Genomic DNA, 16,260 nt, shown 5'->3' with positions numbered 1-16,260 from the left:
AGGTGGCGGTTGAGTGGTGGCACCTTCTGCTCTGCGGTGTGGGGACGTGGCGGTTGAGCGGTGGGGACCCTTTCTGCGGCGTGGGGACGTGGTGGTTGGGGTGAGGCGGTTGGATGGTGGGACTTTTCTGCGGCATGGGGGCGTGGCGGTTGGGTGGTGGGGACCTCTCTGCTCTGTGGCGTGAGGGTGGGGCGGTTGGTGGTGGGGACTTTTCTGCGGTGTGGGGGACGGGGTTTTGGTGGGGTGGGTGGATTGAGGGGGGTGGGTGGAAAAGGGGGTGCGGGGGTGTGTATGGTTCTCCTTGTAAGAAAGCGGCGCGGGGTGGAGCAGCTCGGTAGCTCGCTGGGCTCATAACCCAGAGGTCGCAGGTTCAAATCCTGTCCCCGCTACTACGTGGAAAGCCCGGTCCTTTGTGGACCGGGCTTTTCGCGTTTTGGGGGTTGGGTGTTGTGGGGGTTGGTCAGGTGGTCAGGTGGTGGGGTAGGGGGTTGTGGCGCGGGCCTGGCGGAGGGGGTGGGCCCACCAGGTGAGCTGGTCCAGCAGGAGGGTGGCGGCTGGGTTCACGGCGTGCGGGGCGGTGGGGGCGCCGGTGGGGGTGAAGTGGGTGTGGGCGTTGGCGAAGCTGACGGTTTCGCGGATGGTGACGGTGTGGAGTTCGGCGAAGACTTGGCGGAGCTGTTCCGCTGCGCGTAGGCCGCCGGAGATGCCGCCGTAGGTGATGAAGGCTACGGGTTTGGCTTGCCAGGCCGTGTAGACGGAGTCGATGGCGGTTTTGAGCGGGCCTGGGTAGCCGTGGTTGTACTCGGGAGTGATCACGACGTAGGCGTCGGATTCGGCGATCCTGGTGGGGAAGTCGGTGGGCTCTGCCAGGTCTATCAGGGTGACCAGTAGGTCTGGGCGTTGTTTGGCCTGGTCCAGGAACCAGGTGGCGATGGTGGGGCCGAAGCGGTTCTCGCGGGTGCTGCCGAGGATGACGGCCAGGTTGATGGGGGCTCCTGCGCTGGCGGGGGCGATGGGCTCGGTGGACGCGGTGGGCTCGGTGGCGGACGCGGTGGGGGTGGCGGACGTGGTGGGTTTGGCGGGGGTGGTGGGCATGGTGGGGGTTCTCCCTTGGGGTGGTTCTCCGTGGTGGTGTGGTCGACGGTAGGACCTCCAGTAAAGGCGAGGTCAATGTGAGCGGCGGGATTCCGCCGCACAGGGGGGTTCTGGGGGCTGTGAGGCGGGGCGCTGGGGTGACAGGGTTCTGACTCCGCTGCTGAAATGACCGTGCGGACGGCATGTGCTGAACAACCGTGCAGCTGCACGGTCGGGCGCTCGGTCGGTCGCGGGTGAAACTTGTCCACTTGGGACAATAACGGGCGCGCTCGTTGACAGCCGGGGATGGCGCGTTGGATGGCGGCGCGGCGGCCGAATGGGTGAGCGGCGGGGGCGGCGGGTCTTTGGGGGTGCTTTGGGTGTGCGCGCGGCGGGGGCCCGGGGTCGCCGAGGGTGGTTGACGGGGGGTGTCGAGAGGGGTGCCGGTAGCGGAATTCCGCCGCTGACCTGCGGAATTCGTAGTGATCTGGCGCACATTAAGGGGTGTTTTGGGGGAGTCGTACTGACTACGGTTCGCCCACACCCCTTTGGGCCGAACGGGTATTCCGGGCCGTTGAGATCCACTCCTTCGGGTGAGTGGGGGCGGCCGGTCCACGTGGGACCGTCCCAGTTTGGGCCAGATGGGGTGCCGCGCTTCGGCTGTTCGGTCGCGGACTGAACGCCCCTTCGACAGTGGTTTGCGATCAGCCACTGTGGACTCCGCGACTTGGCCACTGTGGACAGCTTGGCTCACTCGTGGCACCGTGGACAACGTGTCTGAATTGAATGCAACCGCCGCAGCACTCCTTGGTCTGCTGCACGAGGGTCCGCAGACCGGTGGCCAACTCGTGGCGGCCGCGCGTGAACGCTTCGGCTCCTTCTTCAGCGTGACGCGCAGCCAGGTCTACCGCGAGCTGCCCGCCCTGGCCGACAGTGGTCTGGTCCGGCTCGGCAAGCAGGGTCCACGCTCCAGCCAGCAGTACGTGATCACGGCCGCGGGCAAGAAGGCATTCAAGGCGTGGCTCGCGGGCGAGCCGGGCCCCGACCACCTTCGCAGCCCGCTGATCCTGCGCCTGGTGCACGCGAGCACGCTGACCGCCAAGCAGCGCGTCGGGCTGATCGACGCGGCCAAGCAGGTCTACAACAGCGAGCACGAGGCCGCGAAGTCCGCGGTCAAGGTCGCCGAGGACCCGTACGCCAAGGCGATCGCCGAGTTCGGTGTGGCCCGCGCGAAGGCGGTGCTCAAGCTGCTGGACTCCATCCCGAAGTCCTGACCGAGTCCTGACCGGCTCAGGCCCTGTCTCGAAGTACCGGCACGCGCCAGCCGCGCCGGATGCGGCCCCTGACGGCACGGCCGCGACGCCCAAGTACGACACCGGTACGAGCGGCGCCGCGGCCGCACCGCCAGGAACCACCCCGATCACGACTGACACGCACCGGTACTTCGAGACAGGGCCTACCGCTGCGGCGGCGGCGACCGCGCCCGCGTAATCTTGTCCGACGTGAACCCGGACGCCGCCGCTGACCTCAAGGAACTCTCCGCCACGCTCGCCAGCGTCGAGGCGGTGATGGACCTCGACGGCCTGCGCGCGGAGATCGCCGAGCTGGAGGAGCAGGCCGCCCGGCCGGACCTCTGGGACGACCCGGACGCGGCGCAGAAGGTCACCAGCAAGCTCTCCCACCGCCAGGGCGAGCTGCGCAAGGTCGAGGAGCTCCGCTCGCGCCTGGACGACGTCGCGGTGCTCTACGAGCTGGCCGAGGAGGACGGTGGGGACGCCGACGCGACCGCCGAGGCCGAGACCGAGCGCGAGAAGCTGCGCGCGGACATCTCCTCGCTGGAAGTGCGCACCCTGCTGTCCGGCGAGTACGACGGCCGCGACGCGCTGGTGACGATCCGGTCCGAGGCCGGTGGCGTCGACGCCGCCGACTTCGCCGAGATGCTGATGCGCATGTACCTGCGGTGGTCCGAACGCCACGGTTACCCCACCGAGGTCTACGACACCTCTTACGCCGAAGAGGCGGGCATCAAGTCGACCACGTTCAAGGTCGCCGCCCCCTACGCCTACGGCACCCTCTCGGTCGAACAGGGCACCCACCGTCTCGTGCGGATCTCGCCGTTCGACAACCAGGGCCGCAGGCAGACCTCGTTCGCCGCGGTCGAGGTCGCGCCGGTCGTGGAGCAGACCGACCACGTGGAGATCGATGAGAAGGAACTGCGGGTCGACGTGTACCGGTCGTCCGGTCCGGGCGGACAGGGCGTCAACACGACCGACTCCGCGGTCCGGCTGACCCACCTGCCCACCGGGATCGTCGTCTCCTGCCAGAACGAGCGCTCGCAGCTGCAGAACAAGGCCTCGGCGATGGCCGTGCTGCAGGCCAAGCTGCTCGAACGCCGTCGGCAGGAGCAGCAGGCCGAGATGGACGCGCTCAAGGACACCTCCAGCGGGTCCTGGGGCAACCAGATGCGCTCTTACGTCCTGCACCCGTATCAGATGGTGAAGGACCTCCGGACCGAGTTCGAGGTCGGCAATCCGTCCGCGGTCCTCGACGGGGACATCGACGGATTCCTCGAAGCCGGGATCCGCTGGCGCCGCTCGCGCTAGTAGTCGCGGCCGTACCCTGTGTGACCAGCGGAAACCGCTACGGTAGCCAAGGCAACGTCTCGATAACGACCGAAGGTAGACTCGCCCACCGTGATCCGGCTCGAACAGGTATCCAAGGTCTACAAGACCTCCACGCGGCCCGCACTGGAGAACGTTTCCGTCGAGGTCGACAAGGGTGAGTTCGTCTTCCTGATCGGCCCGTCCGGGTCCGGGAAGTCGACTTTCCTGCGCCTGTTGCTGCGCGAGGAGGTGCCGAGCAAGGGCCGGGTCTACGTGGCGAACTTCGACGTCGCGAGGATGGCGCGCCGCCGGGTCCCGCGCCTGCGCCAGTCCATCGGCTGCGTCTTCCAGGACTTCCGGCTGCTGGCGAACAAGACCGTCGCGGAGAACGTGGCGTTCGCCCTTGAGGTCATCGGCAAGCCCCGGCACACCATCCGCAAGGTGGTGCCCGAGGTGCTGGAGCTGGTCGGGCTGGAGGGCAAGGCCGAGCGGATGCCGCACGAGCTTTCCGGCGGCGAGCAGCAGCGCGTGGCCATCGCGCGCGCGTTCGTGAACCGGCCGCTGATGCTGCTCGCCGACGAGCCGACCGGAAACCTGGACCCGGACACCAGCCAGGACATCATGCTGCTGTTGGAGCGGATCAACCGCACGGGCACGACGGTCCTGATGGCCACCCACGACCATTCCATCGTGGACTCGATGCGGCGCCGGGTGGTCGAGCTCGACCTCGGCCGCGTCGTCCGCGACGACGCCCGCGGCGTCTACGGCGTCGGCCGCTAGCCTCCCCACTCCGGCCCCGACAGCAAGGAAGCCCACCTCCGATGCGTGCCAGCTTCGTGTTCAGCGAAGTCGTGACCGGCCTCCGCCGGAACATCACGATGACCATCGCGATGATCATCACGACCGCCATCTCGCTCGCCCTGCTCGGCGGTGGACTGCTGGTCGTGCGGATGATCGACAAGACGAAGACGCTCTACCAGGACAAGGTCGAGGTCAGCGTCTTCCTCACCAACGACGTCTCCTCCTCCGACGACGGCTGTGTCAACGACCCGTGCCGCGCCCTGTTCAGCGCGCTGCGCGGCGACCCGGCGGTGGAGGACGTCAGGTTCGAGAACCGCAAGGACGCCTACGAGCGGTTCAAGCGGATCTTCGAGGCGCAGCCGGAGCTGGTGAAGCTGGCCCGGCCCGAGGCGCTGCCCGCGTCGTTCCAGGTCAAGCTCAAGGACCCCGACCGGCCCGAGGTGATCACCCAGACCTACGGCGGCAGGCCCGGGGTGGACACCATCGCCGACCAGAACGAGTTCCTGGACCGGTTCTTCAACGCGCTCAACGGATTCCGCAACATCACCTTCGCGGTCGCGCTGTTCATGGCCATCGCCGCGCTGCTGCTGATCTCCAACACCGTGCAGCTGTCCGCGTTCACCCGCCGCACGGAAGTCGGGATCATGCGCCTGGTGGGCGCGACCCGGTGGTACACCCAGCTTCCATTCCTCCTGGAGGCCATGGTCACCGGCCTGATCGGCGCGCTGCTGGCGATCGGCCTGCTGGTGCTGGCCAAGCTGTCCTTCCTGGACGACGTCCTCGCCGACCCGATCTCCGCGGGCGTGGTGCGCTCGGTGGAGGGGCTGGACATCCTGCTGGTGTCGCCGTGGCTGCTGCTGGTCGCGCTCGGCGTCTCCGCCATCACCGGCTACGTCACCCTGCGCCTGTACGTGCGCACGTGACAATCCCGTCGCAGCGCCCGCCCGCGCGCACGTAGAGTTTCGGTCATGGCGAAGGAACGCGGGCAGAAGGTGATCGTGTCCAACCGCAAGGCGCGGCACGATTACTCGATCCTGGACACCTACGAGGCCGGGGTCGTCCTGGTGGGCACCGAGGTCAAAAGCCTGCGCGAAGGGCGGGCCTCGATCGTCGACGCGTTCGCGACCGTGGACGACGGCGAGGTGTGGCTGCGGAACCTGTTCATTCCGGAGTACACCCAGGGAACCTGGACCAACCACGAGCCTCGCCGCACCCGGAAGCTGCTGCTGCACAAGGGCGAGATCCTGCGCCTGATCGGCAAGATCAAGGAGAGCGGGCTGTCGCTGGTGCCGTTGTCGATGTACTTCTCCGACGGCAAGGTCAAGGTCGAGTTGGCGTTGGCTAAGGGCAAGAAGTCCTACGACAAGCGGCAGGATCTCGCCAAGCGCGACGCCAACCGGGAAATCGCCAAAGCGGTGGGCAGGCGGGCCAAGGGGCGGGTGTGATCGGGCCGGGTTCGGACGCCGCGGTCGCGGACTGGGTTCGCGCGCTGGGCGTTCCTGGGCTGGTCGATCTGCATCTGCATTTTCTGCCGGAGTCGGTGCAGCGGAAGGTGTGGGCCTACTTCGACGCCGCCGAAAGCAATTACGGGCTCGCGTGGCCGGTGCGGTATCGGCGGTCGGAATCCGAGCGGGTGGAGATTCTGCGGTCGTTGGGGGTGGTGGCGTTCGCGCCGCTGGTTTACCCGCACAAGGCAGGCATGGGGGAGTGGCTGACCGAGTGGGTGCTGGAGTTCGCCGCTCGGGTGCCGGAGGCCGTGCCGACCGCGACCGTTTTCCCGGAGCCGTCCGTGGGGCGGTATGTGGAGAAGGCGCTGCGCTCAGGCGCGCGGTGTGTGAAAGCGCATGTGCAGGTCGGGGAGTACGACCCTCGATCCGAGTTGTTGGAACCGGCGTGGGGGATGCTGGCCGAGGCCGGGGTGCCGGTGGTGGTGCACTGCGGGCATGGGCCGCTGCCGGGGGAGTTCACCGGGCTGGGGGTGTTCGAGGAGGTTCTGCGGCGGCATCCGCGGCTGACGGCGGTGTTGGCGCACGCGGGGATGCCGGAGATCTCTCTGGCGTTGGATCTGGCGGGTCGGTACCCGGGCGTGCACCTGGACACGACGATGGTGGGGGTGGAGTTCACTTCGCGGTCCGCGCCGTTGCCCGAGGACTGGATTCGGCGGGTGGCCGACATGCCCGACCGGATTGTGCTGGGGACGGATTTCCCGAGCATTCCGTATGAGTACGCCGAGCAGTTGCGGGTGATCGCGGAATGGGGGGAAGAGTTGGGGGAGGGGTTCTTGCGCGGGGTTCTGTATGAGAATCCCGCTCGATTGCTGGGGGTCTCGGGCGCGGCCGAGCCGAGTCGATTCAGCTGATGTACCAGGCGATGCGGACGGTGTCCGGTGCGATGGCTCGCAGTTCGGCGCACGTTTCGTGCGGGGTCAGCAGGCCGGTTGTCCGGCAGAACCGCTCGTCGTTGAGACCTGAGTTGGGGTAGGGAGTGAAGCCCTGCGCCGCGAGGTGGCTTCGCATGAGGTCGACCGCGTTGGCTCCGGTGGCGTCCAGTTCCCGCGCGCAGCCGCCGGAGCCGCAGATGTCACCGCGTTCGGTGATCACCAGGCCCGTCGGGCCGGGCAGCACTCCCTCGTCGCCCGGTGGGGCTTCCAGGCGGATCACCAGGACGTACCCGGCCAGGACGAGTCCGGCGAACACCATGCTCAGCAGACGGCCCGCGCCCGCCACGCGCCCGCGGTCCACCAGCGCGCCGATCGCGCACACGACGGCCGCGATGGCGGGATGCAGCCAGAGGACTTCGATGTCCGAGGGGACCCACCGGCCGGAGAAACCCAGGCCGCGCGGCACGACGAACCAGACCAGCAGCGCCAGCAGGATCAGGCCGACCGCCAGTCCGGGGCGTGCGGAGCGGGCCAGGCCCGCGCACCAGATGAGCATCGGAAGCAGGCCGAACAGGGTGAGCAGGGCCGCCTGCGACGGGTCCCAGGGCCAAGCCGCGACGGCCCTCGCCGCCGTGAGCAGCGCGATCTGCCACCAGTGATCCCTCAGCTTGTCCACCGGGTCAGTGTCTCGGAGAGATGTGCTCACCTCGGGTGGACGGGGTGCTCGCTGTGGGCGAACGCGGTGTGGAAACAAAACCTGGCTCAGAGAGGTTGAGCTGTCCAGACTCAACTTCTGGAGAGTGATCAGCATGTCCGAGGCTCTGACGTTGCCGGTGCTGCCGCTGGATGACACGGTCCTGCTGCCCGGCATGGTTGTCCCGATCCAGCTCACCGGCTCCGACAACGCCAACGAGGCCCGGGCCGCCATCGAGGCGGCGCGGGCGGGGGACGAGCCCGCCCGGGTGGTGCTGGCGCCGCGCCTGGACGGGAAGTACGCCCGGGTCGGCACGCTGGCCGTGGTGGAGCAGGTCGGCAGGCTGCCCGGCGGTGAGCTCGCCGCCGTCGTCCGGGGGACCGGGCGGGTGCGGATCGGGGCCGGGACCACGGGGCCGGGGGCCGCGCTGTGGGTGCGGGTCGAGACGGCCGACGAAGCCGTGGACGAGCGCACCCGTGAGCTGGCCCGGGAGTACAAGGGGCTGGTCACGACGATCTTGCAGCAGCGGGGCGCCTGGCAGGTCGTCGACACCGTGAACCAGCTTGACGACCCGAGCGCGCTGGCCGACATGGCGGGCTACGCGCCCTACCTGTCCGACGAGCAGAAGGTCTGGCTGCTAGAGACCACCGACGTCTCCGCGCGGCTGGAGAAGCTGCTGGAGTGGGGGCGCGAGCACCTCGCCGAACTCGACGTTGCCGAGACGATCCGCAAGGACGTCAAGGAGGGCATGGAGAAGCAGCAGCGGGAGTTCCTGCTGCGCCAACAGCTTGCCGCGATCCGCAAGGAACTCGCCGAACTGGACGGCAAGCCCGCGTCCGAGGAGCAGGACTACCGCGCCCGGGTGGAAAGCGCGGACCTGCCGGAGAAGGTGCGGGAAGCCGCTCTGTCCGAAGTGGACAAGCTGGAGCGGACCTCGGACCAGTCGCCCGAGGTGGGGTGGATTCGAACCTGGCTGGACACGGTGCTCGACCTGCCGTGGAACAAGCGGACCGAGGACGCCTACGACATCGCGGGGGCGCGGGCGGTGCTCGACGCCGACCACGCCGGGCTGGACGACGTGAAGGACCGGATCATCGAGTACCTGGCCGTGCGGAAACGGCGCGACGAGCGCGGGCTCGGGGTCGTCGGCGGGCGGCGCAGCGGGGCGGTGCTCGCCCTGTCGGGGCCGCCCGGGGTCGGCAAGACCTCGCTCGGCGAGTCGGTGGCGCGGGCGATGGGGCGCGAGTTCGTCCGGGTGGCGCTGGGCGGCGTGCGGGACGAGGCCGAGATCCGCGGCCACCGGCGCACCTACGTCGGCGCGCTGCCCGGTCGGATCGTGCGGGCCATCGCCGAGGCGGGCTCGATGAACCCGGTGGTGCTGCTGGACGAGATCGACAAGGTGGGCTCCGACTACCGAGGCGACCCGACGGCCGCGCTGCTGGAGGTGCTCGACCCGGCGCAGAACCACACGTTCCGCGACCACTACCTCGAAGTCGAGCTCGACCTGTCCGACGTGGTGTTCCTGGCCACGGCGAACGTGGTCGACGCGATCCCGGCTCCGCTGCTGGACCGGATGGAGCTGGTCCAGCTCGACGGCTACACCGAGGACGAGAAGGTCACCATCGCCGCCGGTCACCTGCTGCCCCGGCAGCTTGAGCGGGCGGGGCTGGCGCCGGAGGAGGTCGAGGTGTCCGAGGCCGCGCTGCGGCTGCTGGCCGGGGAGTACACCCGGGAGGCGGGCGTGCGGCAGTTGGAGCGGGCGATCGCGCGCGTCCTGCGCAAGGTCACCGCCCGGCTGGCGCTCGGCGAGGTCGACCTGCCGCTGCGCGTGGCCGCGGCCGACCTGCGCGGCTACCTTGGCCAGCCCAAGCACACGCCCGAATCGGCCGAGCGCACTGCGGTTCCTGGGGTGTCCACCGGGCTCGCGGTGACCGGGGCGGGCGGCGACGTGCTGTTCGTGGAGGCGTCGCTGGCGGAGAAGGAGACCGGCGCGTCCGGGGTCACGCTCACCGGACAACTGGGTGACGTGATGAAGGAATCCGCGCAGATCGCCCTGTCCTACCTGCGCTCGCACGGGCCGGAACTGGGCCTGCCGGTCGCCGAACTGGCCGAGCGCGGCGTGCACGTGCACGTCCCGGCGGGCGCGGTGCCCAAGGACGGGCCGAGCGCGGGCGTCACCATGACCACGGCGCTGGCGTCGCTGCTCTCCGGCAGGCCGGTCCGCTCCGACGTGGCGATGACCGGGGAGGTGTCGCTGACCGGCCGGGTCCTGCCCATCGGCGGGGTGAAGCAGAAGCTGCTCGCCGCGCACCGGGCGGGCATCACCACGGTGCTGCTGCCCCAGCGCAACGAGCCGGACCTCGACGACGTGCCGGAGTCCGTGCTGGCGGCGCTGACCGTGCACCTGGTCGCCGACGTGCGGGAGGCAGTGGCGCTCGCGCTGGAGCCCGCCGAGCAGGCGCGGCAGGTCGCGGCGTGACTCAGTGGGGGCCGTCCCGGGCGGGACGGCCCCTCAGCCGCGGTCGAGGAAGGTGAGCACCGCCCGGACCCGGCGGTGCTCCTCGCTGCTGGGCTCCAGGCCGAGCTTGGCGAAGATGTTGCCCACGTGCTTCTCCACCGCGCCGTCGGAGACGGTCAGCGACTTGGCGATGGCGGTGTTGGACAGGCCCTGCGCCATCAGGCTGAGCACTTCCCGCTCCCGAGGGGTGAGCAGGTCGATGGGGTTGCGCCGCCCGCGTGCCATGAGCTGCGCGATCACCTCCTGGTCGATGCACGTGCCGCCCGCGGCGACCCGGCGCACCGCGTCCACGAACTCCGCGACATCGGCGACCCGCTCCTTGAGCAGGTAGCCCACGCCGCCCGCGCCACCGGCCAGCAGCTCGACCGCGTAGCGCTCCTCGACGTACTGCGACAGCACCAGGACCGGCAGACCGGGCAGCTCGTCGCGGGCGCGCACGGCGGCCCGCAGGCCCTCGTCGGTGAACGTCGGCGGCATCCGCACGTCCACGATCGCCAGGTCGGGCCGGTGCTCGGCGACCGCGGTGAGCAGCCCGTCGCCGTCGTCGACCGCGGCGACCGTCTCGATGCCCTCGTCGGCGAGCAGGCGCAGCACACCCATCCGCAGCAGCACCGAGTCCTCGGCGATCACCACACGCACGGCAGGTCAGCCCGGATCACTGTCGGCCCGCCGATGGGGCTCACCACGGTCATCACACCGTCAATCGTGGCAGCGCGGTCGGCCAGCCCGGACAGCCCACCCCCCGGCCGCAGCGCGGCGCCGCCGTCGCCGTCGTCGGTGACCTCGACCACGACCTGGTCGCTGTCGGACCGCCACACCTTCACCTGCACAGCGGAGGCGTTCGCGTGCTTGGCGATGTTGCTCAGCGACTCGCCGACGATGAAGTACGCGGTGCTCTCCACCGCCGCGGGCGGACGCGGCTCGACCCGCACCGACACCTCGACCGGGACCGGGCACTTCGCCGCCAGCGCCGACAACGCCGCGTCGAGCCCCCGGTCGCCCAGCACGGCCGGGTAGATGCCGCGCGCCAGGTCGCGCAACTCGGCGACGGCGAGCTTGGCGTCGGCGTGCGCCTCATCGATCAACGCGCGCGCGGTGTCCGGGTCGGCGTCGAGCTTGCCCTTGGCCCGGCCCAACCCGATCGCCACCGCGACCAGGCGCTGCTGCGCGCCGTCGTGCAAGTCGCGCTCGATCCGGCGCCGCTCGGCCTCCGCGGCGTCCACGCCCCGGGCCCGGGAAGCCTGCAACCGCTCCGCCCTGGCGGTCAGGTCGGCGGTGCGGTCCGGGCCCAGCAGCGCCACCGCGAGCCGCGAGTGCAGCCAGGCGTAGCGCGGGGCCACCCAGATCGCCAGCGGCACCAGCGGAATGCTCGCCACGGCCAGCGTGAACCCGAACACCGACAGCGGGAAATCCAGCATCAGGTAGCCGAAGTCGCGCCACGTCCTGGGATCGGTGAGCAGCCCCCGCCACTGCCGCAGCACCCCCTCCTCGGAGACCAGCACCGGCCGCGCGGGCAGGTCCGCGCCCACCAGCGTCCGCGCCCAGAACCGGTGCGCGTTGCCGAACGCCCGGGTCGCCACCGCCGCGCCGACCAGGATGCCGACCCCCACCCAGATGACCACCGTGGACACGCCCACGCACACGAGCACCACGGTCGCCACGAACGTGACCAGGCTCAGCGGGAAACCGCCCAGCAGGTAGGCGATGGCCGCCGCCGGATGCGGGTAGCGCCGCTGTCGGCTCACCCCCGGATCATCCACCGTGGGCCCCCGTGGCCGTCTTGAACCCCGGCTCCCACACGCCGAACGACCGCACCGTCGCAGGCGAGGGCCCCAGCAGCGCCCGCGCGAACACCGCGTGCGCCGTCGCCAGACCCCGGGTCAGCACCACGGAGACGGCCAGCACCAGCAACCCGAGCGCGGCGAACGGCAGCGCCTCGAACACCGAGTCGACCACCAGGACCGGGCGCTCCCAGTCCCACAGCCGCCAGCTCCCAGTCGGCAGGAAGCGGTAGTAGACCGGCAGCGTCACCAGGCCAAGCGACACCGACCAGAACGTCACCATCAGGACGAACTCCGCCACCCCGATCGGGAACAGCAGCAGGAAATACCCCACGTCCCGCCACGTCGCGCCCTCCTTGACCCGCGCCTTCCACTGCCCCTTCGCGGGCAGCGGCGCGTACGGGCTGGCGATGTAGGCGCCCAGCATCGCGTGCACCCGCGCCCGCTCCACCCGCGCCGCGCCCCGGGCCAGCACGATCGCCACCGCCAGCACCGGCAACCCTACCCACACGACCGCCGTGCCCACACCGACGCTGAACAGGGTCACCAAGGCGACGAACCCCGCGATCCCCACCGGGAGATTCATCAGCAGATAACCCAGCGCCCCGAGTAGCGGCGGACTGGGCCGCCTGCCGTCGCTGTGGATCGTGGTCATGGTGTGTGTCCCCTCCTCGTGCCAGTGCGACCAGCATCGCGGGCAGGCGTGGGGGTGGACCATGGGGAGCGCCACCGAGCCGGGGGTAGGGCTGCCCCTACCTGGCAATCGGGATGAAACGGCAGGCGGGTAGCGTTAGACTCAGTGACTGAACGATCCACTACCACCACGGGGGTGAACGGTTTCGACTCTGGACGTCGAGTCAGGGGAAGCGTGCAGGTGCAGGCGAGATGACCACCTTAAGCGTCGCTCGCAAACCAATAAGCGCCAAGACTAACAGTCGCGCTGACTACGCCCTCGCTGCCTAAGCGAGCGCGTGTCTGTCGGCCCGGGGATGCCTCCGCCCCGGTCGCCGGCATCAGCTAGGAGGCTTACCGCCAGACCCGGTCACGGGGTCTACGCGGGAAACCCACAGTGACTGGGCCCGTCACACCGGCTAGTTCGCGTGACCGGTGGGGCCAAGCAGAGACACAGCGAACTGCGCACGGAGAAGTCCTGGTGAAGCGACAGAGGACCCGGGTTCGATTCCCGGCACCTCCACCATCGCGGTCCTACTTGAACCGTGGTCCGCGAGGACCACGCCGAGCGGGCCAGCGTCGATAGCAAGATCGAAAGCGGCTCCATCCTCATCGAGGATAGAGCCGCTTTCGTCGTGTGCGCTGGTCAGGGCCGGTTGCCCGGCCGGTGCTCTGGCCTCAACCAGGCCCTTGATACCGTCCTTGAGATCGTGTCCGGTGGTGTCCTCGGCGTCGATGTCGAGCTTGTTGAAGATGACCTTGGTCGTGGCGCACTTCACGGCGTCGCTGCCGCGCCGGAAGAAGCCTTGAGGGGCCGCGAGGAGCGTGAGGGCAGCCACGAAGAACTCGCGGCCCTCTTCCAAGCTTGTTGGCGGCGGCGAGCTGACCCTGAATCTCCGCGCGCCCCCGCCACCGCGCAGGGCAAACACGCGCTGGACACGGTCGTAGATTTCCTCAAAATGAGCGCCTGGTGCCTGCCGTGGGTACTTGTCGCCGTCGTACGTGACGAAGCCGCAGTAGTAGCGATCAGTCAGGATCTCATAGAACTGACTCAGGGAGAGCGGCTTGGCGGGCGTGCGTCGGGTCGGTCGAGTCCGCAGTCCAGCAGCAAGTGATCCGCGCCAAGGTTTCTTTGGCTGCGTACTGGCCGCTCGCGAACAGGTCGATACCCTTGGCGCGTTCCGGGTCGATTGCGACGGTGCGGATCTCGCCGCTCTCGGGCTTGGGTTCGCGGACGTTGAGGTAGCCCAAAGGGGCCGGACCGATCGTGTCACGTACTTGGCCTTCCGGCTCATCTCGTACTTGATATCCGCGCCGTTTGCTTCCGACTGGTATTGGTCAACAGCGTTGGATGATGGCTTCGACCATCGCGCTCTCCGGGCTCTCGCCCATGTCGAGGTCGGTGGAGACGACGCGGGTGCCGACCTCCTTGATGTCGCGCTTGGTGATCCCGGCGTCAACACCGTTCCGAAAGACTCGGTTGAAGGGATGCACGATCACGTAGTCTGGGGACCTTGGCGCGGTCGTGAACCGGCGCAGTGATCGCACAGCGCTCAATACAGCCGTAGGAGCATGTAGCAACACATGTCAGCCTTGATTTGCGCGTGACACCACTTCGCGTCGACAGCTGCTGGGTGAGCGCATCCCACAGCAGGTCCGCGAGAACGTGCAGCTTGCATTCCTTCAACACTGCGAGATCCCGTCAGACTTAGCCCAGCAGGCGCTCGAGCCACGCTATGTCCTTATATATGGCCGCCGGGCCAACTACCAAGCGAACCGGCGGCGCCAGCAGAAGCGGGCGGAGTTGGCGCGTGAAGACGAACGTCTGCTGTCGTTTGACCGACTCACTCCAGCCAAGAACAGCGTGCTGTACTCGTGTGTAAAGAAGAATCAAGGCGGTTACACGGGCGTTGGCAGTGCCGCCGAGCCTCAAGATCATGAATGCGGAAGATTGGCATCAATCTGTCACGGGCTGGGAAGCGGCACTTGATGCCTGCCCCGACATGGCAAGTAGTCGATTCGAATGCCTTAAGAATGAGTTTCGGCTCCTTATTGAGAACCCAAATTCCTGCGCCAAAACCGAGGGCGGTGCGAGAGTCCGCAAGCCACAGTGGCTTTGGCAATTTGGTCAGAACGGCACCATTAATCTTTCCTCGATGATCTGCCACCTTGCTCTCACGGCTGTTGACATCTGTGAACGCATATCCTGGGCGGCCGACTCCGCTTCCTTCCTGGCAGTGTCGTCGCCTAGCCGTATGCCGTAGTTGGCGACGCGAAGCTTCTCGGCCAACTCAGCGACGGCATCGGTCAGCTTATTGGCCGACGTCTGCAGCAGCAACGCGGCTTGCTTGACACTCCACGGCGTCGCGTCGATGAAGCCATTCGCCGTAAGGAACAGCCCGTTCAGCAACCCGGCGCGATAGCCAAGCGGCCAACGCTCAAGATCGGGCGACTCGGTGCAGGCTTCCACACCCTCCTCCATGACCAGGAAGGTGTCTCGCATGGCCCGACGCGCAACGTGGAAACCCACCTGGTATTGGTCAACTTCTTCATGCTCCGCTAGGCGGGCGGCGGCCAGGCGCTCCGCAAGATCGCCTCGGTAGAAGGTGGCGTCTTCCAGGTCGCGAATGAGCAGATCGGGGCGCCCCTTGATGAGGTGATGGAGCCGGCGAAGCGCCCAACGTACCCAGAGCAGAGCACCGTCGACGGCGACGAGGGCGAGTTCGTCCACAACATCGGGGGCCACAGCGCGGCCGTGGCCGGTCCCGTACTTGTTCCGAAGTTCTGGCAGTTGCGAAGCTACAGTCTTGGCACCTTGGGCGATGTTGCGAACTTGGGCATCGGCGGCCAAGCCCCGGCCAGGCTGGCGATCAAGCGCGACGTGCGCACTACCAAGAACGTCGGGGAACTTGGCTCCGCTGGCCACAGTGTTCCCGCGGGCCACGAGTACCACCTTGGCAACGGACTCGGCCAACTCCTTCGCGCAGCCGATCACCAATTGGAGGTCGCTGGTACCGATAGCCGTGTTGAGCCTGGTAAGCGCCTGCTCAATGGCGGCCCAGGCTGTTTCGTCCAAGCCGTCTGGACGTTCCAGCCTGAAGGGTGTTGTAGGCACCCCGCCGAAGTATCTGCCTGTCACGCGCCCTGTCACTGTCTGTTATCGCCCTTGCTGGTTGTTTCTGTCTCGAACCGTTCAGTACGAGACGCAGCGTTACCCTAAGCGCCTGCGCCACGTGCCGCAGCTCGATCACATCCAGACGTCGTTCACTGGACTCATGCTTGCTCGCAAACGCCTGCGGCGCTCTGGGCTGCTCGGCCACCTGAACGTGCGTCAAGCTGACTTCGTGCCGCAACTCGCGGAAGAGTACGCTTTCTCCACCGGGCAAGACCATCACCAGTATCGTTAATATCTCAAAATCGGATATTGTTCAACGTGTTCCGGTTCACTGATCTTCAATGGGGTGATCCCCATGCGCGTCGCCATCAGCGGTGGTATCTCACCAAGGAGAACCCCCGGACACCGACCCTGTCCAGGGATCCCCACTGTCTATTCAACGCCAGGAGAATTCTTGTTATACTTGATCTTGAATGGCTAACCTGCTTCACCAGCTCTACAAGACCAAACTCCGTCTCGCCGGGTTGGTGACTGCTGTCGCTGGAGCAGGTTTCAAGGCCGTCGAGAACGATCCCACCTGGGGGTGTTATCGCCGTCATCTTCGAGTACTACGCCCCTCAAG

Annotated in this window: 15 protein-coding genes, 1 tRNA gene and 1 other RNA gene; 10 read left to right on the top strand and 7 right to left on the bottom strand. The window is 68.1% G+C overall.

Features of this window, described 5'->3' with window-relative positions; all coding sequences use genetic code 11:
• Positions 1–315 precede the first annotated feature (315 nt).
• Positions 316–389: transfer RNA gene (locus tag ACZ6SD_RS16965), tRNA-Met, on the top strand.
• A 79-nt stretch (positions 390–468) separates the two neighbouring features.
• On the opposite strand, the gene ACZ6SD_RS16960 is transcribed toward ACZ6SD_RS16965, so the two are convergent.
• Positions 469–1,095, bottom strand: coding sequence for an NADPH-dependent FMN reductase (locus tag ACZ6SD_RS16960; RefSeq protein ID WP_465317873.1), 627 nt, complete (start codon positions 1,093–1,095; stop codon positions 469–471).
• A gap of 752 nt (positions 1,096–1,847) precedes the next feature.
• Here ACZ6SD_RS16960 and ACZ6SD_RS16955 point away from each other — a divergent pair.
• The 6 genes from ACZ6SD_RS16955 (at position 1,848) to ACZ6SD_RS16930 (ending at position 6,837) form a co-directional block, all read left to right on the top strand.
• Positions 1,848–2,348: a PadR family transcriptional regulator gene (locus tag ACZ6SD_RS16955; RefSeq protein WP_465317872.1), complete on the top strand. Its 501-nt coding sequence runs from the start codon at positions 1,848–1,850 to the stop codon at positions 2,346–2,348.
• Between the two features lie 228 nt (positions 2,349–2,576).
• Positions 2,577–3,677 carry a peptide chain release factor 2 gene (gene prfB / locus ACZ6SD_RS16950; RefSeq protein ID WP_465317871.1) on the top strand — a complete coding sequence of 367 codons (1,101 nt, stop codon included), beginning with the start codon at positions 2,577–2,579 and terminating at the stop codon, positions 3,675–3,677.
• A 90-nt stretch (positions 3,678–3,767) separates the two neighbouring features.
• Complete coding sequence (ftsE, locus tag ACZ6SD_RS16945) at positions 3,768–4,457, top strand: cell division ATP-binding protein FtsE (RefSeq protein ID WP_091457092.1); 690 nt, start codon at positions 3,768–3,770, stop codon at positions 4,455–4,457.
• A gap of 41 nt (positions 4,458–4,498) precedes the next feature.
• Entirely contained in the window at positions 4,499–5,401 is a 903-nt protein-coding gene (gene ftsX / locus ACZ6SD_RS16940; RefSeq protein ID WP_465317870.1) for a permease-like cell division protein FtsX, read from the top strand.
• A 45-nt stretch (positions 5,402–5,446) separates the two neighbouring features.
• Entirely contained in the window at positions 5,447–5,923 is a 477-nt protein-coding gene (smpB, locus tag ACZ6SD_RS16935; RefSeq protein ID WP_465317869.1) for an SsrA-binding protein SmpB, read from the top strand.
• Positions 5,920–6,837: an amidohydrolase family protein gene (locus tag ACZ6SD_RS16930; RefSeq protein ID WP_465317868.1), complete on the top strand. Its 918-nt coding sequence runs from the start codon at positions 5,920–5,922 to the stop codon at positions 6,835–6,837. Before smpB ends, ACZ6SD_RS16930 begins: the two co-directional genes overlap by 4 nt.
• Here the strand turns inward: ACZ6SD_RS16930 and ACZ6SD_RS16925 are convergent.
• On the bottom strand, positions 6,830–7,534 hold the full coding sequence (locus ACZ6SD_RS16925) for a hypothetical protein (RefSeq protein WP_465317867.1): 705 nt from the start codon (positions 7,532–7,534) through the stop codon (positions 6,830–6,832). The genes ACZ6SD_RS16930 and ACZ6SD_RS16925 overlap by 8 nt on opposite strands.
• Positions 7,535–7,667: 133 nt before the next feature.
• Here ACZ6SD_RS16925 and lon point away from each other — a divergent pair, with 133 nt between their 5' ends.
• Positions 7,668–10,031 (top strand): endopeptidase La, encoded by a 2,364-nt coding sequence (gene lon, locus ACZ6SD_RS16920; protein WP_465317866.1) that lies wholly within the window; start codon positions 7,668–7,670, stop codon positions 10,029–10,031.
• A 33-nt stretch (positions 10,032–10,064) separates the two neighbouring features.
• On the opposite strand, the gene ACZ6SD_RS16915 is transcribed toward lon, so the two are convergent.
• From ACZ6SD_RS16915 to ACZ6SD_RS16905, 3 genes are read right to left on the bottom strand one after another with little or no spacing between them, the layout of a single operon-like run.
• Positions 10,065–10,709: a response regulator transcription factor gene (locus ACZ6SD_RS16915; RefSeq protein WP_465317865.1), complete on the bottom strand. Its 645-nt coding sequence runs from the start codon at positions 10,707–10,709 to the stop codon at positions 10,065–10,067.
• Positions 10,697–11,815, bottom strand: coding sequence for a sensor histidine kinase (locus ACZ6SD_RS16910; RefSeq protein ID WP_465317864.1), 1,119 nt, complete (start codon positions 11,813–11,815; stop codon positions 10,697–10,699). Before ACZ6SD_RS16910 ends, ACZ6SD_RS16915 begins: the two co-directional genes overlap by 13 nt.
• A gap of 7 nt (positions 11,816–11,822) precedes the next feature.
• Entirely contained in the window at positions 11,823–12,506 is a 684-nt protein-coding gene (locus ACZ6SD_RS16905; protein ID WP_465317863.1) for a sensor domain-containing protein, read from the bottom strand.
• A 170-nt stretch (positions 12,507–12,676) separates the two neighbouring features.
• On the opposite strand from ACZ6SD_RS16905, the gene ssrA reads away from it, so the two are divergent.
• Positions 12,677–13,049: a transfer-messenger RNA gene (gene ssrA, locus ACZ6SD_RS16900) on the top strand.
• Between the two features lie 19 nt (positions 13,050–13,068).
• On the top strand, positions 13,069–13,638 hold the full coding sequence (locus tag ACZ6SD_RS16895) for a hypothetical protein (protein ID WP_465317862.1): 570 nt from the start codon (positions 13,069–13,071) through the stop codon (positions 13,636–13,638).
• 223 nt (positions 13,639–13,861) lie between these two features.
• On the opposite strand, the gene ACZ6SD_RS16890 is transcribed toward ACZ6SD_RS16895, so the two are convergent.
• Both ACZ6SD_RS16890 and ACZ6SD_RS16885 read right to left on the bottom strand, forming a co-directional pair.
• A complete protein-coding gene (locus tag ACZ6SD_RS16890) occupies positions 13,862–14,023 on the bottom strand; it encodes a hypothetical protein (RefSeq protein WP_465317861.1) in 162 nt (53 codons plus the stop codon).
• Positions 14,024–14,651: 628 nt separating this feature from the next.
• The gene (locus ACZ6SD_RS16885; protein ID WP_465317860.1) at positions 14,652–15,599 is read right to left on the bottom strand and encodes an abortive infection family protein; all 948 of its coding nucleotides are present in this window, start codon (positions 15,597–15,599) and stop codon (positions 14,652–14,654) included.
• Between the last annotated feature and the right edge of the window lie 661 nt (positions 15,600–16,260).

This window comes from Actinokineospora sp. NPDC051303 (assembly GCF_055586285.1).
This window is presented reverse-complemented; position numbering and strand designations above follow the sequence as displayed.

Excerpts from the sequence above, each read along its gene's own strand:
- ACZ6SD_RS16960 (WP_465317873.1), bottom strand. The coding sequence starts at position 1,095 with ATGCCCACCACCCCCGCCAAACCCACCACGTCCGCCACCCCCACCGCG.
- ftsX (WP_465317870.1), top strand. The coding sequence starts at position 4,499 with ATGCGTGCCAGCTTCGTGTTCAGCGAAGTCGTGACCGGCCTCCGCCGG.
- smpB (WP_465317869.1), top strand. The coding sequence starts at position 5,447 with ATGGCGAAGGAACGCGGGCAGAAGGTGATCGTGTCCAACCGCAAGGCG.
- lon (WP_465317866.1), top strand. The coding sequence starts at position 7,668 with ATGTCCGAGGCTCTGACGTTGCCGGTGCTGCCGCTGGATGACACGGTC.
- ACZ6SD_RS16905 (WP_465317863.1), bottom strand. The coding sequence starts at position 12,506 with ATGACCACGATCCACAGCGACGGCAGGCGGCCCAGTCCGCCGCTACTC.